Raw genomic sequence first — 24,160 nt, forward strand, 5'->3', positions numbered from 1 at the left:
CCGTGAATCGGCGGATCACACGAACATGCAGTTCCGCGGTGAGGCGATCTGTGACAGGTATCACCGCTCAGGTGTGATCTGTGATTTAGGGTCCTACGGCCCTCGGGGATAACCTGCGAGACGGACATGCCGCGTCCACGGTCACCGTGTGCGCCTCCCCAGTGACAGCGCCGTCACGTTGCCCTCCGCGGCACGCCCACGCAGATAGCAGACAAACCGCGAATCACTGCGAATCTTTAAGACAAGGGACGGACGCGCGTGGACCTGTTCGAGTACCAGGCGAGGGACCTCTTCGCCAAGCACGGTGTACCGGTGCTGGCCGGTGAAGTGATCGACACGCCTGAGGCGGCTCGCGAGGCCACCGAGAAGCTGGGCGGCAAGTCGGTCGTCAAGGCCCAGGTGAAGGTCGGCGGCCGCGGCAAGGCCGGCGGCGTCAAGCTCGCCTCCACCCCGGACGAGGCCGTCGCCCGCGCGACGGACATCCTGGGCATGGACATCAAGGGCCACACGGTCCACAAGGTGATGATCGCGGAGACCGCTCCCGAGATCGTCGAGGAGTACTACGTCTCCTACCTGCTCGACCGCACCAACCGCACCTTCCTGGCCATGGCCTCGGTCGCCGGCGGCATGGACATCGAGCAGGTCGCCGCGGAGACCCCGGAGAAGCTCGCGAAGGTCCCGGTCAACGCCAACGAGGGCGTCACGATCGAGAAGGCCCGCGAGATCGTCGCCCTGGCGAAGTTCCCGGCCGAGGTCGCCGAGAAGGTCGCCGAGGTCCTCGTGACCCTGTGGCAGACCTTCATCGCCGAGGACGCGCTCCTCGTCGAGGTCAACCCGCTCGCCAAGGTCGCCTCCGGCGAGGTCATCGCCCTCGACGGCAAGGTCTCCCTGGACGAGAACGCCGAGTTCCGCCAGCCGGGCCACGAGGAGTTCGTGGACCACGCGGCCGCGAACCCGCTCGAGGCCGCCGCCAAGGCGAAGAACCTCAACTACGTCAAGCTCGACGGTGAGGTCGGCATCATCGGCAACGGCGCGGGTCTCGTCATGAGCACCCTCGACGTCGTCGCGTACGCCGGTGAGAACCACGGTGGCGTCAAGCCCGCCAACTTCCTCGACATCGGCGGTGGCGCCTCCGCCGCCGTCATGGCCAACGGCCTCGAGATCATCCTCGGCGACCCGGACGTCAAGTCCGTGTTCGTCAACGTCTTCGGTGGCATCACCGCGTGTGACGAGGTCGCCAACGGCATCGTCCAGGCGCTGCAGCTGCTCGAGGACCGGGGCGAGGCGGTCACCAAGCCGCTGGTCGTCCGCCTCGACGGCAACAACGCCGAGCTGGGTCGCAAGATCCTCTCGGACGCCAACCACCCGCTGGTGCAGCGCGTGGACACCATGGACGGCGCGGCCGACAAGGCCGCCGAGCTCGCGGCTGCGAAGTAAGGGCAGAGGTCACAGACTCACATGGCTATCTTCCTCAACAAGGACAGCAAGGTCATCGTCCAGGGCATGACCGGTGCCACGGGCATGAAGCACACCAAGCTGATGCTGGCTGACGGCACCAACATCGTCGGCGGTACCAACCCGCGCAAGGCCGGCACCACCGTCGACTTCGACGGCACCGAGGTCCCGGTCTTCGGCACGGTCGCCGAGGCGATGGAGAAGGCGGGCGCCAACGTCTCCGTCGTCTTCGTCCCGCCGGCCGGTGCCAAGGGCGCCGTCATCGAGGCCATCGACGCCGAGATCCCGCTGGTCGTCGTCATCACCGAGGGCATCGCGGTGCACGACTCCGCCGCCTTCTGGGCGTACGCGACCGCCAAGGGCAACAAGACCCGCATCATCGGCCCGAACTGCCCGGGTCTGATCACCCCCGGCCAGTCCAACGCCGGCATCATCCCGGGCGACATCACCAAGCCCGGCAAGATCGGTCTCGTGTCCAAGTCCGGCACGCTGACCTACCAGATGATGTACGAGCTGCGCGACATCGGCTTCACCTCCGCCGTCGGCATCGGTGGCGACCCGGTCATCGGCACCACGCACATCGACGCCCTGGAGGCCTTCGAGGCCGACCCGGAGACCGAGCTCATCGTCATGATCGGCGAGATCGGCGGCGACGCCGAGGAGCGTGCGGCGGACTTCATCGCGAAGAACGTCACCAAGCCGGTCGTCGGCTACGTCGCGGGCTTCACCGCCCCCGAGGGCAAGACCATGGGCCACGCCGGCGCCATCGTCTCCGGCTCTTCTGGCACCGCACAGGCCAAGAAGGAGGCCCTTGAGGCCGCCGGCGTCAAGGTCGGCAAGACGCCGACCGAGACGGCCAAGCTCGCGCGCGAGATCCTCGAAGGCGCGAAGTAAGCGGTAGCGGTACGGACGTACGGGCGTGGCCCGCACCCCTCGGGGTGCGGGCCACGCCCTTTTTCACGGCCCGGGCCGCCCGGTCACTCCAGCGTCGGGTGGATCCGGCGGGGGCCGGCGGCGGGATGGTCGCGGAGTTTGTCCTGCAGGACCCGGCTGGTCTCGGTCAGCCTCGGCGGACCGCTGAGCGGCGGGACCCCGGAGACGCTGACGCCGGCCGGGACCGGTGCCACGTAGTGGTCCGGCGCGGTGACGGTGGTGTACCCGGTGGTGGCGGCGATCACCGCCGTCAGCACGAGCGCGGCCCGCGCCCAGCGGCGGGCGCGGTATTCGCTGAGGGTGCGGACGGTGGCCGCCGGCGGCGGCTCCAGCGGTACGGCGGGCCGCACCGCGCCGAGCCATTCGCGCAGCACGGCCGACTGCTCCTGCGGGGGCACGCCGGCCAGCCCGGGGAGCCGGGCGGCGAGGTCGGCGTGGGCGTGGAGCAGCCGGTTGCCGGTGGTGGGGGTGCTGGCCTCGGTCTCGGCGGCCGTGTCGGGCAGGTCGAGGCCGACGCCGTCGTAGAGCAGCACGGTCCGGCGGTGCGCGGGCGGCAGGGCGAGGAGGGCGCCCAGCAGGATGCGGTCGTTGGGGTCGGCCGGGGCCTTGTCGGGGCGGCCGAGGGCCCGGTGGGCGCGGCGCAGCCGCCGCCAGGGGGAGAGCGCGTACTCGTACGCGGCGGCGCGGACCCAGCCGACGGGATCGGGGTCGGTGGCCACCTCGGGCCACTGCGCCCAGGCCTGACGGAACGCCCGCTCCACGGACTCCTGCGCGAGGCTGCGACGGCCCGTCAGCAGGTAGACCTGGCGGACGAGTGCGGGGGCGGAGTAGGCGTAGAGCGAGTCGAACGCCTCGGCGGGCCCCCGCGGCCGCACCACCCGCCCCGCCCTGCCGGGCGCCGGCCGGCCGGGGTCCGCCCCGGGCCCGGTGTCCGCGGGGACTCGGGCGGGCGGCTCGGGGTGCGGGCCGGTGCCGCCGTGCCCGGCGGACGCCGCACCGCCCGTCGCGGGGTCGGGCGGGGCGTCGGCGGCCGGCTGCGGGACGTCCGCAGCGGCGCGTGCCGGCGCGGGTTGCGGCGGGCCGGGGGCGGGCGCGGGCGGCGCCGGTGGGGCGGTGGGCACCGGGGTGACCGCTGCGGGCAGCGGGGGCCCGGGGTGCGGTGCGGGGGTCTCGGCCGCGGCCGGCTCCGGCGCCGTCGGCTCCGCCGAGGCGTCCCGCACCGAGGCGTCCCGCACCGGGGCGGCGGGTTCCGGGGCGTCCCGTACCGGGGCGGTGGCTTCCGGGGCGGTGGGTTCCGGGGTGGTGGGGAAGTGGGGGCGGGTCGTGGGGCGGGGCGGGGTGGAAGGGGGCTTCGGGGCGCGTTTCGCGGCGCGTCCGGGCCGGGTGTTCGGGCCTGCGGAGCGGTTCGCGCCCGCGCGCGCGAGACGGTCCAGCAGGTCTGCGTACGCGGCACGCGTGCGCGCACCCGGCTCCGTGCGGCCCGTTTCCCAAGAGCGGACGGTGCCGGGGCTGACCCCCAGCTCCGTCGCGACCTGTTCGTGCGTCAGTTCGCCCGACTCGCGCAGCCGGCGCCGCTCTTTGGGGGGCGGCAGGCCCCGCTCCGAGCCGGAGCCCGTCTCGACGTCTGGCGTCATGTCACACTCCCCGCGACCTGGCAGCACAGCACTGGGCGATAAAGTACATAAACGTATATTGGGCGACACAACGGACAATCGCCTGTTACCCACCCATAGCGCGTGTCGTTGGCACCATGACGGTGTGACCCAAGTGATCGAACGCGGGGCCCCTTTGCCGGCGGCCCCGCAGGCCCGGGCGCCGCGCCGTTCACCCGCGGCGGCGGCCTGTGTGCTCGGCGGCGCCGTGGCCGCCGGACTGGGGCTCGGCTTCCTGGCCGTGCTCGTGATCGTGCTGTGGATCAGCTCCCCCTATCCCGACAGCGGCCCCGGCGGGGCGCTGCACCTCGCCGCCGGACTGTGGCTGATGGCCCACGGGACCGAACTCGTCCGCTACGACACCCTGTCCGGGGTGCCCGCGCCCGTCGGGGTGACACCGCTGCTGCTGGTGGCGCTGCCCGTGCTGCTGATGCGGCGGGCGGCGCGGCTGGGCAGTGCCTCCGGGGTCGGCGTGGGCGTCGGCGTCGGGGTGGAGGCGGAGTCCGAGGAGGTGCTGCCGGCGAGCGCGGTGTTCTCCGCCGTGCTCTGCGGCTACCTCGGGGTGGGCGCGCTGGCCACGCTGTACGCGGCGGGCGGCCCGATGCCCGCGGACCCGATCAGCGCCGCCTGGCACCTGCCGCTGGTGGCGGTGTTCGCGGCGGGCGCCGGGGTGTGGACGGCGAAGGGGCGGCCGGCCGGGCCGCTGCCGGGCTGGGTCCCGGGAGCCGTGCGCAGGGCGGCGGCCCGGCCGCGGTACGCGCTGGCGCTGCGGTCGGGGGCGGCGGGGGTGCTCGTCCTGCTGGGCGGTGGCACGGTGCTGGTCGGGGCGTCGCTGGTGTGGCACGCGGGGGAGGTGCAGTCCTCGTTCCTGACGCTGACCGGGGTGTGGTCGGGGCGGTTCGCGGTGCTGCTGCTGGCGGTGACCCTGGTGCCGAACGCGGCGGTGTGGGGCGCGGCGTACGGGCTGGGGCCCGGGTTCGCGGTGGGGACGGGGGCGACGGCCACGCCGCTGGGCTTCGAGGGGGCGGCGGCGCTGCCGAGGTTCCCGCTGCTGGCGGCGCTGCCGCCGGAGGGGCCGGGGACGCCGCTGACGTGGGCGGCGGCCGGGGTGCCGGTGGCGGCGGGGCTGGTGGTGGGGTGGCTCGCGGTGCGGCGGGCCCGGGAGGTCTCGTACGGGGAGACCGCGCTGACGGCGGCGCTGGGGGCGGTGGTGTGCGGGCTGGCGATGGCCGGGCTGGCGGCGGCGTCGGCGGGTGCGCTGGGGACGCGGGCGCTGGCGGCGTTCGGGCCGGTGTGGTGGCAGACGGGGGCCGCGGCGGCGGGGTGGGTGCTGGTGCTGGCGGTGCCGGTGGCGGTGGGGGTGCACGGGGTACGGAACCGGCCGGCGGGCGGGGGTGCGGGGGATGCGTGGCACGACTCCGGGGTGCGGGAGCTGAGGTGGGCGGCGCTGAAGGAGGCGGCCCTCCCCCTGGTCCCCCCTGCCCCCGGGACCCCTCCGCCTCCGACCGCCCCTCCGCCTCCGGCTGCCCCTCCGCCTCCGGCTGCCCCTCCGCCTCCGGCTGCCCCTCCGCCTCCGGCTGCCCCGGGGGCTCCGGTTGCTCCGGACGCAGCGGGGGCTCCGGGCGCTCCGGGGCCGGCGGCGGTTCCGGCGGCCACCGGGGTTTCGTCCGGGCCGGGTGCTCCGTCCGCCGCGACGGCTCCAGCCGCCCCGGGCGCTCCGGGTGTTCCGCAGGCTCCCGGGGTTTCGGCGGGGCCGGGCGGAGAGTCGGTCGGCGGTGCCGCGGAGGTTCCGGGCGGTCAGGGCGTGGCGGAGGGCGGGGTGTTGGCGCCGGGGGTGGTGGGGGCGCGGGTGCTCGTGCGGCGGCGTCCGGAGGGCTGAGCGGGGCCGGGGGGCCGCTGCGCGGAGCCGTCTCCCCGCCCCGCCCTTCGCCCGTTCCCCGGGGCTCCGCCCCGGACCCCGCGCCTCAATCGCCGGCGGGGCTGAATGTGGGCCGGGGCGGAGCCCTGGGGAACGGGCGGGGAGGGTGCCCCGCGCAGCGGGGACGCGGACGGTCAGCGCTGGACCTTCAGGACGTTGCCCACCACGTTGTCCGGGAGGAGGGTGTTGCACTGGAGCTCGGCCGTCTGCGTCAGCGCGTCCTCGCGGCAGACGTAGAAGTCCTTGTACGCCAGCTGCAGCCCGTACGAGGTGCCGGCCAGCAGCAGGGCCAGCGTCGCCGAGACGAGCCCGCTGATCGCCGCCGCCCGCTGCGGCCGGGCCGCCGGGCCGAGGGCGGAGAGGCCGCCCGGCCGGGCCGGGGTGCCCTTCGCGGGGTCGGCCGGGGTCGCGGGGCGGCCCCGCAGCGCGCTGATCCCCCAGTACATCGCCAGGGCGCCCAGCAGCAGACCCACCGACGGGATCCCGAAGATCCCGAAGAAGAACCCCCACATGCCCGCGAGCATCGCGTACCGCGCCCGCCGCTGGACCGGGTCCATCGGGTCCCACCGGGCCGGCCCCCCGGGCTCCTGGCCGGGGTTCGGGCCGGACGGGCCCGACGGCCCCGACGGGCCGCCGCCGTCGCGCGGGCGCTGCGGCTGCCGGGGCTGCCACGGCTGGTCGGGCCGGCCCTCCGGGGGCGCCGCGAAGGGGTTGTCGTCGGTGGAGGGGTCGGGCTGACGGCGGTCCGGCATCTAGTGGCTTACTTCCCCTGTGGCGTGGACGGAGTCGTGGACGTCGTGACCCGGCGTGCGCCGGGTCGTGCGGCTTGTACGCCAGACGCTACCGCCCGCCCGTCCCCCCGTCCCTCGGGGGCGGTCCCGTGTGCCGGTATCGTTGCAGGCGGTCGGTGGCTTCGTATGGTTCCCCGTATATCGGTACCCCGAAGTTTCGTATGACCACACAAGACCAACGTCGAAAATCCTGTGAGAAAGGGCCTCCCATGGCCGCCTCCCGCCTGGTCGTGCTGGTTTCCGGCTCCGGCACCAACCTCCAGGCCCTGCTCGACGCCATCGACGCCCACCCCGGCGGAGCCGAGGGTTTCGGTGCCGAGGTCGTCGCCGTCGGGGCCGACCGCGAGAACATCGCCGGTCTGGAACGGGCCGAGAAGGCGGGGATCCCGACCTTCGTGTGCCCGGTCAAGGCATATGGGAGCCGTGAGGAGTGGGACGCCGCCCTCACCGAGCAGACCGACGCGTACGCGCCGGACCTCGTGGTCTCCGCGGGGTTCATGAAGATCGTCGGCAAGAACTTCATCGACCGCTTCGGCGGCCGGTTCATCAACACCCACCCCGCCCTCCTCCCGGCCTTCCCCGGCGCGCACGGGGTACGGGACGCCCTCGCGTACGGGGCGAAGGTCACCGGCTGCACGGTCCACTTCGTGGACAGCGGCGTGGACACCGGCCCGATCATCGCCCAGGGTGTCGTGGAGGTCCTGGACGGGGAGGACGAAGCCGCGCTCCATGAGCGCATCAAGGAAGTCGAGCGTCAGCTGCTCGTCGACGTCGTGGGGCGCCTGGCCCGGCACGGCTACCGCATTGAGGGACGAAAGGTAACAATCCAGTGACCGCCAACGAAACGACGACGGCTGCGACCCAGCGGCCGATCCGCCGTGCGCTCGTCAGTGTCTACGACAAGACGGGACTGGAAGACCTGGCCCGCGGCCTGCACGAGGCGGGCGTCGCGCTCGTCTCGACCGGCTCCACCGCCTCGAAGATCGCCGCGGCCGGTGTGCCCGTCACCAAGGTCGAGGAGCTGACCGGCTTCCCCGAGTGCCTCGACGGCCGGGTCAAGACCCTCCACCCGCGCGTGCACGCCGGCATCCTCGCCGACCTGCGCCTGGAGGACCACCAGCGCCAGCTCGCCGAGCTGGGCGTGGAGCCCTTCGACCTGGTGATCGTCAACCTGTACCCCTTCCGGGAGACCGTCGCCTCCGGCGCCACCCCGGACGAGTGCGTCGAGCAGATCGACATCGGCGGCCCGTCGATGGTCCGCGCCGCCGCCAAGAACCACCCGTCGGTCGCCGTCGTCACCAGCCCGGCCCGTTACGCCGACGTCCTCGCGGCGGCCCAGGGCGGCGGTTTCGACCTCGCGGCCCGCAAGCGGCTCGCGGCCGAGGCCTTCCAGCACACCGCCGCGTACGACGTGGCCGTGGCCTCCTGGTTCGCCGACGACTACGCCGCCGCCGACGACTCCGGCTTCCCCGACTTCCTGGGTGCCACGTACGGGCGGAAGAACGTGCTGCGCTACGGCGAGAACCCGCACCAGGGCGCCGCGCTCTACGTCGACGGCACCGGCGGCCTGGCCGAGGCGGAGCAGCTGCACGGCAAGGAGATGTCGTACAACAACTACACGGACACCGACGCCGCGCGCCGGGCCGCGTACGACCACGCCGACCCCTGCGTCGCGATCATCAAGCACGCCAACCCGTGCGGCATCGCGACCGGTGCCGACGTCGCCGAGGCGCACCGCAAGGCGCACGCCTGCGACCCGCTCTCCGCGTTCGGCGGCGTCATCGCCGTCAACCGCCCGGTGACGGTGGAGCTGGCCGAGCAGGTCGCCGAGATCTTCACCGAGGTCATCGTGGCCCCGGCGTACGAGGACGGCGCCGTCGAGGTGCTCGCCCGCAAGAAGAACATCCGCGTGCTGCGGGCCGAGGGCGCCCCCTCCAACCCCGTCGAGGTCAAGCCGATCGACGGCGGTGCGCTGCTCCAGGTCACCGACCGGCTCCAGGCCGAGGGCGACGACCCGGCGAACTGGACCCTGGCCACCGGCGACGCCCTCTCCGCCGAGGAGCTGGCCGAGCTCGCCTTCGCCTGGAAGGCCTGCCGCGCCGTCAAGTCCAACGCGATCCTGCTGGCCAAGGACGGCGCCTCGGTCGGCGTCGGCATGGGCCAGGTCAACCGGGTCGACTCCGCGAAGCTGGCGGTCGAGCGGGCCGGCGCGGAACGGGCGCAGGGCTCGTACGCGGCCTCGGACGCGTTCTTCCCCTTCCCCGACGGGCTGGAGATCCTGACCGCCGCCGGTGTCAAGGCCGTCGTCCAGCCGGGCGGGTCGGTCCGTGACGAGCTGGTCGTCGAGGCCGCGAAGAAGGCGGGCGTGACCATGTACTTCACCGGTACGCGCCACTTCTTCCACTGAGGCGCGGACACGGATACGGCGAAGGCCGCCACCCGCACCAGCGGGTGGCGGCCTTCGCCGTGAACGGTGTCTGCTGCCTGTCGCTTACTTCTTGACGACGATCGTGCCCGCGGCACGGTCGTGCCAGCCCTGGAGCTTGCCCGAGTTGTCGAAGAAGGGGGAGAGGTAGACCAGGAGCTGGCCGATGCCGCAGAGGAAAGAGCCGACCATCGGGATGATCCAGCGGATGAAGCCGCCGCCGATGCCCGGGACCTGACCCGTGTTCTCCTTGACGACCTTCAGGCCGAGGGCCATCTTGCCGACGGTGGCGCCCACGAACGCGATCATCAGCCATTCGTAGAGCAGGGTGGCGAGACCGAGGATGAGCAGACCGCCGAAGAAGGCCGCGAAGATGCCGCCGGCGGCCTCGCCGGCCTGGGTCGACGCCTCGTGGAGGCAGGTGCTGTACTCCGGGGACGTCGGGTCGATGCCCGTGCAGTCCTTGATGTCGCTGGCCGCGCCGAAGGCGCCCGCGAACACCACGGAGCTCAGGATGAAGTACAGGACACCGATGATCAGGCCGTCGATCACGCGGGCGCCGAAGCGGCGGCCCATCGTGGCGACCTGCACGGTGCCGAGGCCCGCGACGTTGATGTAGCCGTTGTTGGCCTGGAGCGTGCCGGGCGCCTGGGGAGGAACGCCGTACGGCTGCTGCGGCGGCTGCTGCGGGTAGCCGTAGCCGGGCTGGCCCTGCGGCGGGACGCCCTGCGGGGCCTGCTGCGGGTAGCCGTAGCCGGGCTGGCCCTGCGGCGGCTGCTGCTGCCCGTAGGGGTTGTTCGGGTCGCCGAAGCTCATCTGGGTCTTTCCTCCGTGAAGTGCGGGGACGCACGGCACGCTGGAGGACACTTGCTTCTGCGGTACGCCCCCCGGCACTGCCCGCGGCACTCATTGCGATCGTCTTGCTGTCCGTCATCGTGGTGGGACCGCAGTGGCCTTGTCCAGTTGGTTGCAAAGCCGGGCCAGACTTGTTGTGCAAGTGCAATGAAGAGCACGTTCCGGCCTCCGCCCGAGTGGAAGCCGGGCCGCCCCATCCGGAAGGATGCCCTCATGAGCGCCCAGATTCTCGACGGCAAGGCCACCGCGGCCGCGATCAAATCCGAACTGACCGCCCGGGTGGCGGCGCTGAAGGAGCGGGGCGTCACCCCCGGCCTCGGCACCCTGCTCGTCGGCGACGACCCGGGCAGCCGTTGGTACGTCAACGGCAAGCACAAGGACTGCGCGGAGGTCGGCATCACCTCCATCCGCCGCGAACTGCCCGGCACGGCCTCCCAGGAGGAGATCGAGGCGGTCGTGCGCGAGCTGAACGACGACCCGGCGTGCACCGGCTACATCGTCCAACTGCCGCTCCCCAAGGGCATCGACACCAACCGCGTGCTGGAGCTGATGGATCCGGCCAAGGACGCCGACGGGCTGCACCCGACCTCGCTCGGCCGCCTGGTGCTCGGCGTGCAGGGCCCGCTGCCCTGCACCCCGTACGGGATCGTCGAACTCCTGCGCCACCACGGCGTCGAGATCAACGGCGCGCACGTGGTCGTCCTGGGCCGCGGCATCACCGTGGGGCGCTCCATCGGGCTGCTGCTCACCCGCAAGTCCGAGAACGCCACGGTGACCCTGTGCCACACCGGTACCCGCGACCTCGCCGGGCTGCTGCGCCAGGCGGACATCGTCGTGGCGGCGGCGGGCGTCCCGCACCTGGTGAAGCCGGAGGACGTCAAGCCGGGCGCGGCCGTCCTCGACGTCGGCGTCAGCCGCGACGAGAACGGCAAGATCGTCGGGGACGTCCACCCGGGCGTGGCCGAGGTGGCGGGCTGGATCTCCCCGAACCCGGGCGGTGTCGGGCCGATGACCCGGGCGCAGCTGCTGGTGAACGTGGTCGAGGCGGCGGAGCGGGCCGGCAGTGCGGGCTGAGCACGACACGAACGGGACCGGGGAGGCCGGAGGGACCGGCACGGCCGGCCCGGCCGACGGGACCGGCGGGACGGGCCGGCCCGGTGCCCGCGCCGCGGGGGGTACGGACCGGGCCGCCGTCGGCGCGGCGGCCGGTGCCCCCGCCCGGGCGGTGGCGAAGTCCCGGCGGTTCCCTGCCGTCACCCAGGACACCGCCCGCCCCGAGGGCGCCGGCCGCGCCATCCCCGGTGCCGTGTCCACGCCCGCCCGCCAGTGGCCGATGCTCAGCGTCCTCGCCGCCACCGCCGTCGGGCTGCTGACCACGGCGATGGGGCACCCGCGCGTCGGCTGCCTCGTCATCGGCGTCGCCCTGATCGGGGCCGCGGTGCTGCGGCGCGCCCTGCCCTCGGTGGGGATGCTCGCGGTGCGCTCCCGGTTCACCGACATGGTCACGTACGGGGTGCTGGGCGTGGCGATCACGCTGCTGGCGCTGGTGATGGAGCCGAAGCCGGTGCTGCACCTGCCGTTCCTGGAGACCGCGGTCCGCTTCACCGTCCGCTGACGGGACGTCCGCCGCGCCGCCGGGGATCCGTGCGGCGCGGCGCGGCGCGGCGTCCCCGTGCCCTCGAAGGGGCCTGGGGAAGGCGGTTCCCCCGGCTGGAGTACAGGTCGTGGGTGGGCTCGTACCTTCGAACCCTGGGGTCATGTGCCGTGGACCACAGGGTCCGGGGGGTTGGGGACCCCTCGGGTCGGATAGCCTGACGGGCGGATGTCTCTTCACGTCAAGATTCGCAGGACAGGGAAGTGGCGTCCTCCCCAGTACTTGGGAACCAGCACACGGGGCGGGGACGCCCCACCGCCAGCTGTCTAACGGAGAAGGCCATGACCCGCACTCCCGTGAATGTCACCGTGACCGGCGCAGCCGGCCAGATCGGTTACGCCCTGCTCTTCCGCATCGCGTCCGGCCACCTGCTCGGCGCGGACGTGCCGGTCAAGCTCCGCCTCCTGGAGATCCCGCAGGGCATGAAGGCCGCCGAGGGCACCGCCATGGAGCTCGACGACTGCGCCTTCCCGCTGCTCAAGGGCATCGACATCTTCGACGACCCGAACCAGGGCTTCGACGGCGCCAACGTCGCCCTCCTCGTGGGCGCCCGCCCGCGCACCAAGGGCATGGAGCGCGGTGACCTGCTCTCCGCCAACGGCGGCATCTTCAAGCCGCAGGGCGCCGCGATCAACGCGCACGCCGCGGACGACATCAAGGTCCTGGTCGTGGGCAACCCGGCCAACACCAACGCGCTCATCGCGCAGGCCGCCGCCCCGGACGTACCGGCCGAGCGCTTCACCGCGATGACCCGCCTGGACCACAACCGCGCCGTCTCGCAGCTCGCTCAGCGCACGGGTGCCGACCTCACCGAGATCAAGCGCCTCACCATCTGGGGCAACCACTCGGCGACCCAGTACCCGGACATCTTCCACGCGGAGATCGCCGGCAAGAACGCCGCCGAGGTCGTCAACGACGAGCAGTGGCTGGCCGAGACCTTCATCCCGACCGTCGCCAAGCGCGGCGCCGCGATCATCGAGGCCCGTGGCGCGTCCTCGGCCGCCTCCGCCGCCAACGCCGCCATCGACCACGTCCACACGTGGGTCAACGGCACCGCGGCCGGCGACTGGACCTCCATGGGCATCCCCTCGGACGGCTCCTACGGCGTCCCGGAGGGCCTGATCTCCTCCTTCCCCGTCACCTGCAAGGACGGCAAGTACGAGATCGTCCAGGGCCTGGACATCAACGAGTTCTCCCGCAAGCGCATCGACGCTTCCGTGGCGGAGCTCGTCGAGGAGCGCGACGCGGTCCGCGGGCTCGGCCTGATCTGATCCACCCGCGCTGATCAGGCGGTTCACCCCTTCGCCTGATCACCGCGAACACCCTTGCGCCCCGGTCAAACCTGGCCGGGGCGCTTTGGCGTGAATTGGCCTATCGGTTCATGTAGGGGGCAAATAAGGTCGCCCGGTGACCGACCACCTGATTCCCCCTCAGTCCGGCGGCAGCACCCCGGTGGACCCGCGCAACGGCCGCCCACCGGTCCACCCCTCCACAAGCGAGGCCGGCCGCCTCCTGTGCGCGGGGACCTACCTCGACGGCACGTTCCGCGACCGGGTGATCGACGAGCTGTACGTCCACGAGGAGCGGATCGCCGCCCCCTCGTACGGTTTCGACGCCACCCGGGTCCTGGCCCACGCGCTCCGCGCCCGGCGCGTCGAGCTCGCCTGGTCGGCCGGGATCATCGGCGCCTGGCTCGTGGGGATCCCGCTGACCAGCGGGCTGATCTCCCTGCTGCTCGGCCCCTTCCTGCTGCTGGGCTTCGCCAACTGGCTCCGCGACCGGCCGGACCCCTGGATGCGCTTCCTGTCGGTGTTCCCCCGGGTCCTCGGCTGGCTGGTGCTGCTCGGCACCCTCTTCCTGTTCTGGATGGCCTGGACCGACGGCGGTGAGCTGGGCCGGTCCCTGAGGTACGCGTTCGGCGGCTGGATGCAGGAGGGCGGGTCCGGCGGCGGCACCGGATTCGGGGGCTCCGGCGGTGCGGGCGGGTTCGACGACTTCGGCGGCTCGGGCGGGCTCGGCGCCGGCCGCGGTTCGAGCGGCGTCGGCGACTCCTCGCCCCTCTTCCTGTGGCTGACCCTCCTCGTGTTCGCGGGCATCGCCACCCTGATCGCGCTCCGGCGCGTGTACGTCTCCCGCATCATCTCCAGGGAGCTGGACCAGCGCGCCTACGCCGGCCGGACGGGCGATCCCGTCACGCAGAACCCGCGCTTCGGCCGGGTCCGCGACCGGATCCTGGACGAGCAGCACGCCCCGTTGATCATGTACAACACCACCAGCCCTTTCCTGGGGGCGGGCGAGGGGTACCGGGCCTGGCAGCTGTCCGTCGAACTGCGCCCCCGCGAGGACCTGGGGGCCGGCCGCGAGCCGCAGCCCGTCACCAACGCCGAGATCGTGCGGCGCATCGTGCCGCTGCTCCACGCCCTGCGCGTGCCGTCCCTGCACGGCTCGCTCCAGGCACAGGCGGACGTCCGGGACCGGCTGCGCGAGCTGGTCGTCGACGAGTGCGTGTTCCTGCCGGTCGCCGGGCTGCCGCACCGCGACAGGGCCCGCTCGGCGCGCGAGCAGTACCCGGGCCACCGCCAGGGCTCCGTGGAGGAGGGCGGCGAGCTGCGCAGGCACTTCCTGCGCATCCGGGTCGGCGGCTGGGACGAGAACCTCGTCGTCAGCGTGTTCGTACGGGTCCACACGCAGGGCGGCATGATGATGCTGGAGGTGGCCCCGCACGTGCTGCTGCCCGTGCGCACCCTCTTCCAGAACGCCGACGCGGACGCGCGGCGCTACCTGAGCAAGGCCTGGTACGGGAAGGCGATCGAGGCCCTTGCCGAGACGCCCGGTTCCTTCTGGCGCTCCTCCTCCAGCCTCCTGCGGGCCCTCGTGACCTGGTGGCAGGTCGTCACCGGCCGCCACGACGGCCTCCTTCCGGAAGGGCCGCGGCTGTCGGCGCGGGAGATCGGCGCGGACGAGGACGGCTCGCTGTTCCAGCTGATGGACCTCGACCGGTACCTGAAGACCATTCAGGACCGGGTGGTCCACGGGGTCACCGTCGCCCTGCACGAAGCGGGGTGGCACACCGAGGAGTTCGCGCAGCGCGCGGTCCACGTGGCGGAGGGCGCCACCTTCATCCAGTCGGTGAGCAACAGCGCGTTCAGCGTCGGCGGCACCGGCCACCACAACACCGCCGGGAGCGGTACGAGCGGCAAGGGGAGCAGCGGTGGGAAGTAACGGCGACGAGAGCCCGGTCCACATCGGCAACGTGAGCAACGCCGCCTTCAGCATCGGCGGCAGCAACAACACCAACACCGTCCACAACGGCGCCCCGGAGGACCGGCCGCCCAGCCGCGAGGAACTGCTGAGGGCCGTACGCGCACTGCGCGTCGAACTCGTGCAGATGCCGCGCAGCAGCGGGCGCGGGGAGCTGGACGCGGAACTGGAGGACGCGGCCGCCGACCTGGAACAGCCGGGGGAGATCCGGCCCGGGGTGGCCGCGCGGCTGCGCGGAGCGCTGGAACGGTGGGCCCCGCTGGTGGAGACGGTGAGCGCGGCCACGGCACTGGCCGGGCTGCTGGCCTCGCTGGGGGGCTGAGCGGTGTCCTCGCCCGACGACACCTGGTGGAACCCGCGCACGCAGCGCTGGGAACCGGGCCCGGAGCCGGAACGCCCGGGTGCTCCGGACCCCGCGGCCGCTCCGGAGCACCCCGGCCGGCCGGAGTACTCCCGCCCGCCCGTCCCGCCGGCCCCGCCCACGGCCCCGCCGGATCCCGCCCGGCCGGAGCCGGCGGCCGGCCCGGAGCGCCCGGCCGGCCCGGAGCACTCCCGCCCGCCCGTGCCGCCGGCCCCGCCCACGGCCCCGCCGGGCGCCGCCCGGCCGGAGCCGCACGCCCCGGCGCAGCCGCCCGAGCGGCCGCAGCGGGCGGGCGGCGAGGAGGCGGGCGGCCCCGCGCGTCCGGGGTGGCCGGCCGACTACGGACGTCCCGCGCAGCCCGGCGCCCCGGCGGGCTCCGAGGACGTCACCCAGGTCGCCGGGGCCGGGCCCGGCCCCGCCCCCGAGTGGTACGAGCAGCCCGCCCAGCAGGGGTGGAACACCCGCCCCGCCTCCGGGGCGGGCCTCCCGCCGCTGCCGCCGCAGCCCGCCCCCGGGTACCAGACGGCGTGGCCTCCGCTTCCGCCCGTGCCCGAGCCCCCGCACCAGGAGGCCGGGCAGGCCGGGAAGTGGCGGGCCCCGCTGCTGGTCGGGGTGGTCGCGGCCGTCGTCGGCGGAGCCTCCGTCGCGGCGTGGATGCTGCTCGGCGGCAAGGACGACCCCGCCGACGCACGCCCGCCGGCCCCTTCGGCATCCGCCTCCGCCACCCCGGCGCCCGGCACGCCCTCCACGGGCGCCCCGTCAACCGCCGGGCCCACCCCCAGCGGCTCCCCGAGCCCTTCGGCGCCCCCCGGGTTCACGGTGGTGCGCAGCGGGGACGGCTTCTCGGTCGCCGTCCCCGCCGGTTGGGGGCCCAGCCACGACGAACAGGGCAACGGGGCCTTCTACCGGCCGCCGGGCGGCGACCGCAGCGCGCTGCTCCAGATCTTCCGGATCAGCGAGCCCGCCTCCACCGGCTCCTGCGACCTGCTGCGGATGTCCTCCCAGCGGCTCGGCGACAACACCCCCGCCTACCGGCAGGTGTCCGTCGAACCCGTCGCCGTTTCCGACTGCGAGCTGGTGTACGAGTACGACAGCGCGGAGTCCCACGGCCGCCGCCGGGGCATGGAGCGGATCGTCACCACCCCGGACGGCAACCGGTGGGCCCTGCTGGCGGCCGGTCCGGCCGGCGACGCCACGAGGACCCGCGCGAACCTGACGGCGGCCGCGGACTCCTTCCGGCCGGACTGACCGCCCGGCCGGCCGGCGGGAGGGCGGGCGTCAGTGCTTGACCGAAGCCGGGGTGTAGTGCCCGGGGACCATCCGGGTGGTGACGGCGATCCGGTTCCACACGTTGATCATGGTGATGGCCATGATCAGCTGCGCCAGCTCGGCCTCCTCGAAGTGCTTGGCGGCCTTCTCGTACACCTCGTCCGGGACGAAACCGTCCGTCAGCACGGTGACGGCCTCGGTCAGCTCGATCGCCGCCACCTCCTTCTCCGTGTAGAAGTGGCGCGACTCCTCCCAGGCGCTGAGCTGGATGATCCGCTCGACGCTCTCGCCCGCCGCGAGGGCGTCCTTGGTGTGCATGTCCAGGCAGAACGCGCAGTGGTTGATCTGCGAGGCGCGGATCTTGACCAGCTCGACGAGGGCCGGGTCCAGGCCCTTCTTCGAGGCGATCTCCAGGGCGACGGCCGCCTTGTACGCCTCCGGGGCGAGCTTGAACAGCTCCATGCGGGGGGTGTGCTCGGCGGCCAGTTCCGTGGTCTTCGTTTCGTTGCTCATGGGCCCACCGTACGTATCGGACGGCCCGCCTATATGGTCCATATCCATGACGGATTCGTGGGCCACTTACGGCGCCGACCTGCATCTGGACCTCTCCTCGGTGGCGGCGGGGGAACGCGGCCTGCGGGCCGCGCTCACCGAGTCGCTGCGGGAGGCCGCCCGCAGCGGGCGGCTGGCGCCGGGCACCCGGCTGCCCTCCTCCCGCACCTTCGCCGCCGACCTGGGCATCGCCCGCAACACCGTCGCGGAGGCCTACGCCGAGCTCGTCGCCGAGGGCTGGCTGACGGCCCGCCAGGGCTCCGGCACCCGTGTGGCCGAACGGGCCAGGCCCCGCCGCGCCCCGGTCCCGCCCCGGGTGCGCCGGCCCGCGCGCCGCGGTCCCGCGTACAGCCTGGTGCCCGGCTCGCCCGACGTGGGCGCCTTCCCGCGCGCCGCCTGGCTGGCGGCGGGCCGGCGGGCCCTGACCGACGCCCCGAACGAGGCCTTCGGCTACGGCACCGACACGCGCGGCCGGATCGAGCTGCGCGAGGCGCTGGCCGGGTACCTGGCGCGAGCGCGCGGGGTCTACGCAGACCCGGACCGCATCGTGCTGTGCGCCGGCTTCGTCCATGCCGCGCGGCTGCTCGGACAGGTGCTGCGGGGGCGCCGGGTACGGGAGATGGCCGTGGAGGGCTACAGCCTCGACCTGCACCGCAACCTGTTCACGGGCGCCGGGCTGCGCACCCGCCCCCTGTGGGTGGACGAGGCCGGGGCCCGCACCACGGACCTGCCCGGACTCGGCCCCCGTCTCGGCGCGGTCCTGCTGACTCCGGCGCACCAGTTCCCCACCGGGGCGGCCCTGACCCCCGAGCGGCGGGCGGCGGCGGTGGACTGGGCGCGGACCACGGGCGGACTGGTCCTGGAGGACGACTACGACGGGGAGTTCCGCTACGACCGCCAGCCGGTCGGCGCGCTCCAGGGCCTTGACCCCGACCGGGTGGTCTACCTGGGCACCGCCAGCAAGTCCCTCGCCCCGGCGCTGCGGATGGGCTGGATGGTCGTCCCGCCGGACCTGCTGGACGAGGTGATGTCGGCGAAGGGGCCGGCCGAGTGGACGTCGAGCGCGCTGGACCAGCTGACCCTGGCGGAGTTCATCACCTCCGGGGCGTACGACCGGCACGTACGGGCGATGCGGCTGCGCTACCGGCGCCGGCGCGACGAGCTGGTCGCCGCGGTGGGCGGGCAGGTGCCCGTCTCCGGGATCGCGGCGGGACTGCACGCGGTGCTGGACTCTTCCGGCCGGCACGGAGCGCTCGATCGTCCAGGCCGCGGCCTGGCAGGGCCTGGCGGTGGAGGGCCTGGAACGGTACCGGCACCCGGAGACCGAGATGCCGGCGCGGGAGGCGCTGGTGGTCGGCTACGGAACCCCGGTGGACAGCGCCTGGACCCCGACCCTGCAAGCCCTCACGGCCGCGCTCCCGTAGCGGGCCGCCGCCGCGGGACGACCTCGGCCCAGACGGTCTTGCCGACCACCCGCCCGGTGACGCCCCAGGCGTCGGAGAGCTCGTCCACGATCCGCAGCCCGTAGCCGTGGCCGTCCCCGGCGGGGCGGAGGTCGGGCTGGCGTCCCGCGTGCGCGTCGGACACCTCCACCCGCAGCACCCCGTCCAGCCGCCGCAGCCCGAGCTCGAAGTCCCGCCCCGGCACGGAGCCGTGGGTCACGGCGTTGGCCGCCAGCTCCGCGACCACCTGCGCCACCCGGTCGGACTCGTCCCCGCCGAGCGGGAAGTCCCACCGGCACAGTTCGAGCACCGCCAGATGCCGGGCGAGGCGTGCGCCCCGCCGGGTGCTGCTGAACCGCTGGCGCCATTCGTTTCGGTCGTCGGCCATGCCGCCGCTCCTCTCCGTAGTCGTGCAACTACCGGGCAGGTTCAGCGTGGTCCTTCGCAGGGAAGCAATCAACGTGTCAGGGGAGGACAGGAAGTTGGTGGGAGCCCTGTGAACATCAAGGAACTGAACCCGGAGAGTTCGCCGCAGGCCGCCTTCGGTGCCCGCTTGCGCACCTTGCGGGTGACGCGCGGCTGGCGGCAGGACGAGCTGGGCGAGCGCATGGGGTATTCGAGCACCCACGTCTCGGGTGTGGAAACTGGTCGCAAAGTGCCGACTTTGCCGTTCGCGCGTAGTGCGGACAGGGCGCTGGGGACCGGGGACGTGTTCGAGCGCGAGTGGCGGGAGATGCGGCAAGGCAGCCTGCTGGAGGGCTTCCCGGAATTCGTGGGGTACGAGGGGCGGGCGGCGGAGATCCGGCTGTACGAGGTCGGTGTGGTCCCGGGGCTGTTGCAGACACGGGAGTACGCGACGGTGCTCGCCGAATCCGCCGTCAGGCGTGGGGCGATCACGCCGGAACAGGCCGCCGAACGGATCGCCCTGGTGGCGGACCGTCAGGCCTCCCTCGTGCGGCGCTTGGCGCCCCTGATCTTCGTGGTGCTCGACGAGAGCTGCCTGCGCAGGCCCATCGGCGGTCCCGCCGTCATGGACGCGCAGTTGGCGCACCTCGTCGAGTTCGCGGAGCTGCCGAACACCGTGCTCCAGGTGGCACCGTTCGACATGGGGGAGCGGCGACCGTTCGACCTGCCGGTGACCGTACTCACCCAGCCCGATCGCACGCTCATGTCGTATGCCGAGTCCGCCCAACGGGGCTACCTTGAAAGGGAAAGCACTGCGGTTCTGCCGATCTTGACGGCCTATCATCAACTCCAGGCAGAGGCGCTGTCCCAGGCGGCTTCCGTGGCCATGATCAGCACGTTGCGAAAGGGCACCCCGTGACGACCTCGACCGAAACCCCCCGTTGGTTCACGTCCTCGTACAGCAACAACGGCGGCCAGTGCGTGGAAGTCGCCACCAACCTGCCCGGTGTCGTCCCGGTCCGGGACTCCAAGACGCCCGGCGGCCCGGTGCTGAACTTCCGGGCGGCGGCGTTCGCGGCGTTCGTCGCGGGTATCAAGGCCCCATGACGAACTCCCCCGACGCACCGCGCTGGTTCACGTCCTCCCACAGCAGCAACGGCGGCGACTGCGTCGAGGTCGCCACCAACCTCCCCGGCACCGTCCCCGTCCGGGACTCCAAGGCGGGCGACGGCGGACCCGTGCTGACCTTCTCCGCGCCCGCCTTCGCCGCCTTCCTGGGAGCCGTCAGGACTCCCTAGGCTCCCCGAAGCGCGACAGCGCCAACGCTCCGGCCACCGCCACCGCGAAACCCGTCACGGCCAGCCAGGCCAGGCCCTCGCGGGGGCGGTCGCCGAGCCACGCCACGCCCACCGCCGCCGGCCCGACCGTCTCGCCGAGCACCAGCCCGGCCGTCGCCGCCGTCACCGAGCCCCGCTCCAACGCGGAGGTCAGCAGCAGGAAGGCCGCCGCCCCGCCCAGCAGCAACGCGTACAGCGCCGGGTTGCGCAGCTCCCGCAGGGACAGCGTGTCGATGAGGCGGACGGCCACCTCCACCACCCCGAAGCCCGTCCCCGCAGCCAGGCCGAGGACCAGCGCGCGCGAGCCCTCCGGCAGCCGCCCGGACACCGCCCCCACCAGCAGCACCAGCCCCGCCACCCCCAGCAGCCCCAGCTTCAGCGCGAGCGTCCCGGCCCCGTGCCCCTCCTCACCCGACGCCAGGCCCAGCATCAGCAGCCCCGCGCACACCACCGCCACCGCGCCCCACTCCAGCCGCGACAGCCGCACCCCCAGCAGCCGCGCCGCGACCACCGCCGTCACCGCCAGGCTCGCCGCCAGCGCGGCCCCCACCGCGTAGATCGGGACGTTCCGCAGGGCGATGATCTGGAGCACGAAGCCCACCGCGTCCAGCCCCAGCCCCGCCACGTACCGCCACTGCCGCACCGCCCGCAGGAACAGGGCGGCGTCCACCCCCGAGCCCGCCGCCCCCTCCGGCCGGGCCGCCGCCCGGGCCGCCATCGCCTGGAGGACCGAGGCCGTACCGAAACACACCGCCGCGCCCAGCGCGCAAACCATTCCGATCAGCACGAAAGCCGACTCTAGGGCCGCCGCCGTGACAAGGGTGTGACGACGGCCGGATTCCATCCCCGCGTCCGGCCGATCTAAGGTGCTCGCCATGGACACCAGCGACACCACCCGACGACGCATGCGCTCCGGCGCGGTCGCCCTCGGCGGCATGGGCCTGCTCGCCGCCACCCTCGTGGCCTGCGCCAGCGGCGACGAGCCCGACAAGCGCTGCGCGTCCCGCTCCACGCTGGAACACCTCAACATGAAGGACTGCAAGAGCGGCGGCCGCGGCTCGTACTACTACGGCGGCACCGTCAGCAACGGCAAGGTGACCGGCGGCAGCTTCGAGAAGTCGGCCGTCACCCGCGGCGGCATCGGCGGCAGCCACTCCAGCTCCTCCGGCGGCTGAGGCCCTGTGGAGCGCCACACCATCGAACCCCGCCCCGACTGGCAGAAGACCGTCGAGGAGCAGGGCCTGATCTACCCCCTCACCCGCTTCCCCGACGACTCCCTGCGCCCCTACTGGGACGAGAGCGCGTACTACTCCTTCTCCCTCCCCGAGGTGGAGGCGCTGGAGAACGTGGTCGAGGAACTGCACGCCATGTGCCTGGCGGCGGCCGCCCACATCGTGGAGCACGACCGCTTCGCCGACCTCGGCATCACCGACCCGAAGGTCGCGGCGCTCATCGCCGAGTCCTGGCGCAGGCGCGCCGAGCAGCCCTCCCTCTACGGCCGCTTCGACCTGCGCTACGACGGCTCCGGCAGCCCCGCCAAGCTGCTGGAGTACAACGCCGACACCCCCACCTCCCTGGTGGAGGCGGCGAGCCCGCAGTGGTTCTGGATGGAGGAGCGCTTCCCCGGCGCCGACCAGTGGAACTCCCTGCACGAGCGGCTGGTCGACGCCTGGCGCCGGCAGGCCGAACTCCTGCCGCCCGGCCCGCTGCACTTCGCGCACTCCGAGACCGACGAGCTCGGCGAGGACCTGATGACGGTCGCCTACCTCCAGGAGACCGCCGAGCAGGCCGGGATCGAGACCCACGCCCTGTCCGTGGAGACCATCGGCTGGGACGGCCTCTCGAACCGGTTCGTGGACGACCGGCTCCGCTTCATCCGGGCCTGCTTCAAGCTCTACCCGTGGGAGTGGCTGGTCGAGGACGAGTTCGGCCCGCACGTCCTGGGCACCTACGACCACGGCGGCGGCACCGGCACCACCGCCTGGATCGAGCCCCTGTGGAAGATGCTGCTGGCCAACAAGGCGCTGCTGGCGATCCTCTGGGAGCTCTTCCCCGAGCACCCGAACCTGCTGCCCGCCTACCTCGACGGCCCGCGCGAGCTGGCCGGGTCCGGCGGCTACGCCGCCAAGCCCCTGCTGGGCCGGGAGGGCGCCGGGGTCAGCCTGCACGAGCCGGGCGGCGAGCCGTTCGTACCGGCCGAGGGCGAGACGTACGTCTTCCAGGCGCTGGCCCCGCTGCCCGACTTCGACGGGAACCGCGTGGTCCTCGGCGCGTGGGTGGTCGAGGAGGAGGCGGCCGGACTCGGCATCCGCGAGTCCGCGGGCCCGGTCACGGACGAGTACGCCCGCTTCCTGCCCCACGTCATCCTCTGATCCTCCCGGGGGTGCCCGGCAGGGCACCCCCGCCCCTCGTCAGCCGGCGGCGAGGACCGCGCGCAGCTGCTCCAGACCCCAGTCCAGGTCCTCCTTGGAGATCACCAGCGGCGGCGCGATCCGGATCGTCGACCCGTGCGTGTCCTTCACCAGGACCCCGCGCCCCATCAGCTTCTCGGAGACCTCCCGGCCCGTGCCGCGCGCCGGGTCGATGTCGACGCCCGCCCACAGCCCGCGCCCGCGCACGGCGGTCACCGCGCCGCCTCCGGCCAGCAGGTTCAGCTCCCGGTGCAGGTGGTCGCCGAGTTCCGTGGCGCGCTGCTGGTACTCGCCGGTGCGCAGCATCGCGATCACCTCCAGGGCGACGGCGCAGGCGAGCGGGTTCCCGCCGAAGGTGGAGCCGTGCTCCCCGGGCCGGAACACGCCGAGCACGTCGCGGTCGGCGACCACGGCGGACACGGGCACGACACCGCCGCCGAGCGCCTTCCCCAGCACGTACACGTCCGGGACGACGTCCTCGTGCTCGCACGCGAAGGTCCTGCCCGTGCGGCCGAGGCCCGACTGGATCTCGTCCGCCATGAACAGCACGTTCCGCTCGCGCGTCAGCTCCCGTACGCCGGCCAGGTATCCGGGCGGCGGGACCAGGACGCCCGCCTCGCCCTGGATCGGCTCCAGCAGCACGGCGACGGTGTTGGCGGTGACGGCGCGGGAGAGCGCGGTGAGGTCCCCGTACGGGACGATCTCGAAGCCCGGCGTGTAGGGGCCGAAGTGGTCGCGGGCGTCGTGGTCGGTGGAGAAGCTGACGATGGTCGTCGTCCGGCCGTGGAAGTTGTCGGCCGCGACGACGATCTTGGCCTGGCCGTCCGGGACGCCCTTGACCTCGTACCCCCACTTGCGGGCCGTCTTGACCGCCGTCTCCACGGCCTCCGCGCCCGTGTTCATGGGCAGCACCATCTCCTTGCCGCACAGGGCGGCGAGTTCGGTGCAGAACTCGGCGAAGCGGTCGTGGTGGAAGGCCCGGGAGGTGAGGGTGACCCGCTCCAGCTGGGCCTTGGCCGCGTCGATCAGGCGCCGGTTGCCGTGGCCGAAGTTGAGCGCCGAGTACCCGGCGAGCATGTCGAGGTAGCGCCGCCCCTCCACGTCGGTCATCCACGCGCCCTCCGCCGAGGCCACGACGACCGGGAGGGGATGGTAGTTGTGCGCGCTGTGTTCGTCGGCGGAGCGGATGGCATCAGCTGTTCTCGACACGGGGTCTCCGATCGTCCGTCTGCTGGTGACGCGGGTGACATGGGTGGCGTCCTTTGTATCGTCGCTCGGATCGTGGACGCGGAAACCTCCCGGGTGCTTCGCCCGCTAAGGTGTTCGGTACGCACGGCGACTGGCGTACGGGGAACCAACTCCGGGGGAGTCGTGCGCGCACTACCGCACACAGGGCCGCTCGCCTGGGCCTCGCGGGGACGAGACACGACATCGACCCC

General features: G+C 73.4%; 23 protein-coding genes, 1 pseudogene and 1 riboswitch. Of the genes and pseudogenes, 17 read left to right on the top strand and 7 right to left on the bottom strand.

What is annotated here, in order from left to right; translation table 11 throughout:
- Positions 1 to 258: 258 nt before the first annotated feature.
- Positions 259 to 1,437, top strand: coding sequence for an ADP-forming succinate--CoA ligase subunit beta (gene sucC / locus BX286_RS22560; protein ID WP_079429369.1), 1,179 nt, complete (start codon positions 259 to 261; stop codon positions 1,435 to 1,437).
- Positions 1,438 to 1,458: 21 nt separating this feature from the next.
- The gene (sucD, locus tag BX286_RS22565) at positions 1,459 to 2,349 is read left to right on the top strand and encodes a succinate--CoA ligase subunit alpha (protein ID WP_079429370.1); all 891 of its coding nucleotides are present in this window, start codon (positions 1,459 to 1,461) and stop codon (positions 2,347 to 2,349) included.
- Positions 2,350 to 2,432: 83 nt separating this feature from the next.
- On the opposite strand, the gene BX286_RS22570 is transcribed toward sucD, so the two are convergent.
- Positions 2,433 to 4,022: a helix-turn-helix domain-containing protein gene (locus tag BX286_RS22570; protein ID WP_121016151.1), complete on the bottom strand. Its 1,590-nt coding sequence runs from the start codon at positions 4,020 to 4,022 to the stop codon at positions 2,433 to 2,435.
- 124 nt (positions 4,023 to 4,146) lie between these two features.
- On the opposite strand from BX286_RS22570, the gene BX286_RS22575 reads away from it, so the two are divergent.
- Positions 4,147 to 5,919 (top strand): DUF6350 family protein, encoded by a 1,773-nt coding sequence (locus BX286_RS22575; RefSeq protein ID WP_148710291.1) that lies wholly within the window; start codon positions 4,147 to 4,149, stop codon positions 5,917 to 5,919.
- Positions 5,920 to 6,092: 173 nt separating this feature from the next.
- Here BX286_RS22575 and BX286_RS22580 read toward each other — a convergent pair whose 3' ends face one another.
- Positions 6,093 to 6,710, bottom strand: a complete 618-nt coding sequence (locus BX286_RS22580; protein ID WP_079429373.1) for a hypothetical protein — start codon at positions 6,708 to 6,710, stop codon at positions 6,093 to 6,095.
- Between the two features lie 248 nt (positions 6,711 to 6,958).
- Here BX286_RS22580 and purN point away from each other — a divergent pair, with 248 nt between their 5' ends.
- Together purN and purH are read left to right on the top strand one after the other, a co-directional pair.
- A complete protein-coding gene (gene purN, locus BX286_RS22585) occupies positions 6,959 to 7,582 on the top strand; it encodes a phosphoribosylglycinamide formyltransferase (protein WP_079429374.1) in 624 nt (207 codons plus the stop codon).
- Entirely contained in the window at positions 7,579 to 9,156 is a 1,578-nt protein-coding gene (purH, locus tag BX286_RS22590) for a bifunctional phosphoribosylaminoimidazolecarboxamide formyltransferase/IMP cyclohydrolase (RefSeq protein WP_079429375.1), read from the top strand. The genes purN and purH overlap by 4 nt, the downstream gene beginning before the upstream one ends.
- Before the next feature lie 84 nt (positions 9,157 to 9,240).
- Here purH and BX286_RS22595 read toward each other — a convergent pair whose 3' ends face one another.
- The gene (locus BX286_RS22595) at positions 9,241 to 9,990 is read right to left on the bottom strand and encodes an RDD family protein (RefSeq protein ID WP_079429376.1); all 750 of its coding nucleotides are present in this window, start codon (positions 9,988 to 9,990) and stop codon (positions 9,241 to 9,243) included.
- A gap of 252 nt (positions 9,991 to 10,242) precedes the next feature.
- On the opposite strand from BX286_RS22595, the gene BX286_RS22600 reads away from it, so the two are divergent.
- The 6 genes from BX286_RS22600 to BX286_RS22625 all read left to right on the top strand — a co-directional run bounded on the left by BX286_RS22600 (position 10,243) and on the right by BX286_RS22625 (position 16,553).
- Complete coding sequence (locus BX286_RS22600; protein ID WP_079429377.1) at positions 10,243 to 11,103, top strand: bifunctional methylenetetrahydrofolate dehydrogenase/methenyltetrahydrofolate cyclohydrolase; 861 nt, start codon at positions 10,243 to 10,245, stop codon at positions 11,101 to 11,103.
- Positions 11,093 to 11,644 (top strand): DUF3017 domain-containing protein, encoded by a 552-nt coding sequence (locus BX286_RS22605; RefSeq protein ID WP_121016155.1) that lies wholly within the window; start codon positions 11,093 to 11,095, stop codon positions 11,642 to 11,644. Before BX286_RS22600 ends, BX286_RS22605 begins: the two co-directional genes overlap by 11 nt.
- 320 nt (positions 11,645 to 11,964) lie before the next feature.
- Positions 11,965 to 12,954 (top strand): malate dehydrogenase, encoded by a 990-nt coding sequence (locus BX286_RS22610; RefSeq protein ID WP_079429379.1) that lies wholly within the window; start codon positions 11,965 to 11,967, stop codon positions 12,952 to 12,954.
- 136 nt (positions 12,955 to 13,090) lie between these two features.
- A complete protein-coding gene (locus BX286_RS22615; protein WP_079429380.1) occupies positions 13,091 to 14,905 on the top strand; it encodes a hypothetical protein in 1,815 nt (604 codons plus the stop codon).
- Positions 14,895 to 15,266: a hypothetical protein gene (locus BX286_RS22620; protein ID WP_079429381.1), complete on the top strand. Its 372-nt coding sequence runs from the start codon at positions 14,895 to 14,897 to the stop codon at positions 15,264 to 15,266. The genes BX286_RS22615 and BX286_RS22620 overlap by 11 nt, the downstream gene beginning before the upstream one ends.
- A 3-nt stretch (positions 15,267 to 15,269) precedes the next feature.
- Complete coding sequence (locus tag BX286_RS22625) at positions 15,270 to 16,553, top strand: hypothetical protein (protein WP_121016157.1); 1,284 nt, start codon at positions 15,270 to 15,272, stop codon at positions 16,551 to 16,553.
- Between the two features lie 30 nt (positions 16,554 to 16,583).
- Here the strand turns inward: BX286_RS22625 and BX286_RS22630 are convergent, their stop codons facing one another.
- Entirely contained in the window at positions 16,584 to 17,087 is a 504-nt protein-coding gene (locus tag BX286_RS22630; RefSeq protein ID WP_121016159.1) for a carboxymuconolactone decarboxylase family protein, read from the bottom strand.
- 46 nt (positions 17,088 to 17,133) lie between these two features.
- Between BX286_RS22630 and BX286_RS22635 the strand changes: the two are divergent.
- A pseudogene (locus tag BX286_RS22635) lies at positions 17,134 to 18,550 on the top strand (PLP-dependent aminotransferase family protein).
- On the opposite strand, the gene BX286_RS22640 reads toward BX286_RS22635, so the two are convergent.
- Positions 18,531 to 18,956: an ATP-binding protein gene (locus BX286_RS22640; RefSeq protein WP_079429385.1), complete on the bottom strand. Its 426-nt coding sequence runs from the start codon at positions 18,954 to 18,956 to the stop codon at positions 18,531 to 18,533. The pseudogene BX286_RS22635 and the gene BX286_RS22640 overlap by 20 nt on opposite strands.
- A gap of 108 nt (positions 18,957 to 19,064) precedes the next feature.
- Between BX286_RS22640 and BX286_RS22645 the strand changes: the two genes are divergently transcribed.
- The 3 genes from BX286_RS22645 to BX286_RS22655 are packed head-to-tail and all read left to right on the top strand — an operon-like array spanning position 19,065 to position 20,271.
- The gene (locus BX286_RS22645; RefSeq protein WP_121016161.1) at positions 19,065 to 19,892 is read left to right on the top strand and encodes a helix-turn-helix transcriptional regulator; all 828 of its coding nucleotides are present in this window, start codon (positions 19,065 to 19,067) and stop codon (positions 19,890 to 19,892) included.
- Positions 19,889 to 20,080, top strand: coding sequence for a DUF397 domain-containing protein (locus BX286_RS22650; protein ID WP_079429387.1), 192 nt, complete (start codon positions 19,889 to 19,891; stop codon positions 20,078 to 20,080). Before BX286_RS22645 ends, BX286_RS22650 begins: the two co-directional genes overlap by 4 nt.
- Entirely contained in the window at positions 20,077 to 20,271 is a 195-nt protein-coding gene (locus tag BX286_RS22655) for a DUF397 domain-containing protein (protein ID WP_079429388.1), read from the top strand. The genes BX286_RS22650 and BX286_RS22655 overlap by 4 nt, the downstream gene beginning before the upstream one ends.
- On the opposite strand, the gene BX286_RS22660 is transcribed toward BX286_RS22655, so the two are convergent.
- Positions 20,258 to 21,085 (bottom strand): hypothetical protein, encoded by an 828-nt coding sequence (locus BX286_RS22660; RefSeq protein WP_079431910.1) that lies wholly within the window; start codon positions 21,083 to 21,085, stop codon positions 20,258 to 20,260. The two genes, BX286_RS22655 and BX286_RS22660, sit on opposite strands and share 14 nt — an antisense overlap.
- A gap of 100 nt (positions 21,086 to 21,185) precedes the next feature.
- Between BX286_RS22660 and BX286_RS22665 the strand changes: the two genes are divergently transcribed.
- Together BX286_RS22665 and BX286_RS22670 are read left to right on the top strand one after the other, a co-directional pair.
- Positions 21,186 to 21,485 (top strand): hypothetical protein, encoded by a 300-nt coding sequence (locus tag BX286_RS22665; protein ID WP_121016162.1) that lies wholly within the window; start codon positions 21,186 to 21,188, stop codon positions 21,483 to 21,485.
- Positions 21,486 to 21,491: 6 nt separating this feature from the next.
- Positions 21,492 to 22,682 (top strand): glutathionylspermidine synthase family protein, encoded by a 1,191-nt coding sequence (locus BX286_RS22670; RefSeq protein WP_079429390.1) that lies wholly within the window; start codon positions 21,492 to 21,494, stop codon positions 22,680 to 22,682.
- A gap of 39 nt (positions 22,683 to 22,721) precedes the next feature.
- Here the strand turns inward: BX286_RS22670 and rocD are convergent, their stop codons facing one another.
- The gene (rocD, locus tag BX286_RS22675; RefSeq protein ID WP_079429391.1) at positions 22,722 to 23,930 is read right to left on the bottom strand and encodes an ornithine--oxo-acid transaminase; all 1,209 of its coding nucleotides are present in this window, start codon (positions 23,928 to 23,930) and stop codon (positions 22,722 to 22,724) included.
- A 116-nt stretch (positions 23,931 to 24,046) separates the two neighbouring features.
- Positions 24,047 to 24,137: riboswitch (ZMP/ZTP riboswitch) on the top strand.
- The last annotated feature ends 23 nt before the right edge of the window (positions 24,138 to 24,160 follow it).

This window comes from Streptomyces sp. 3211.6 (assembly GCF_003634815.1).
Classification (GTDB): Bacteria; Actinomycetota; Actinomycetes; order Streptomycetales; family Streptomycetaceae; genus Streptomyces; species Streptomyces katrae_A.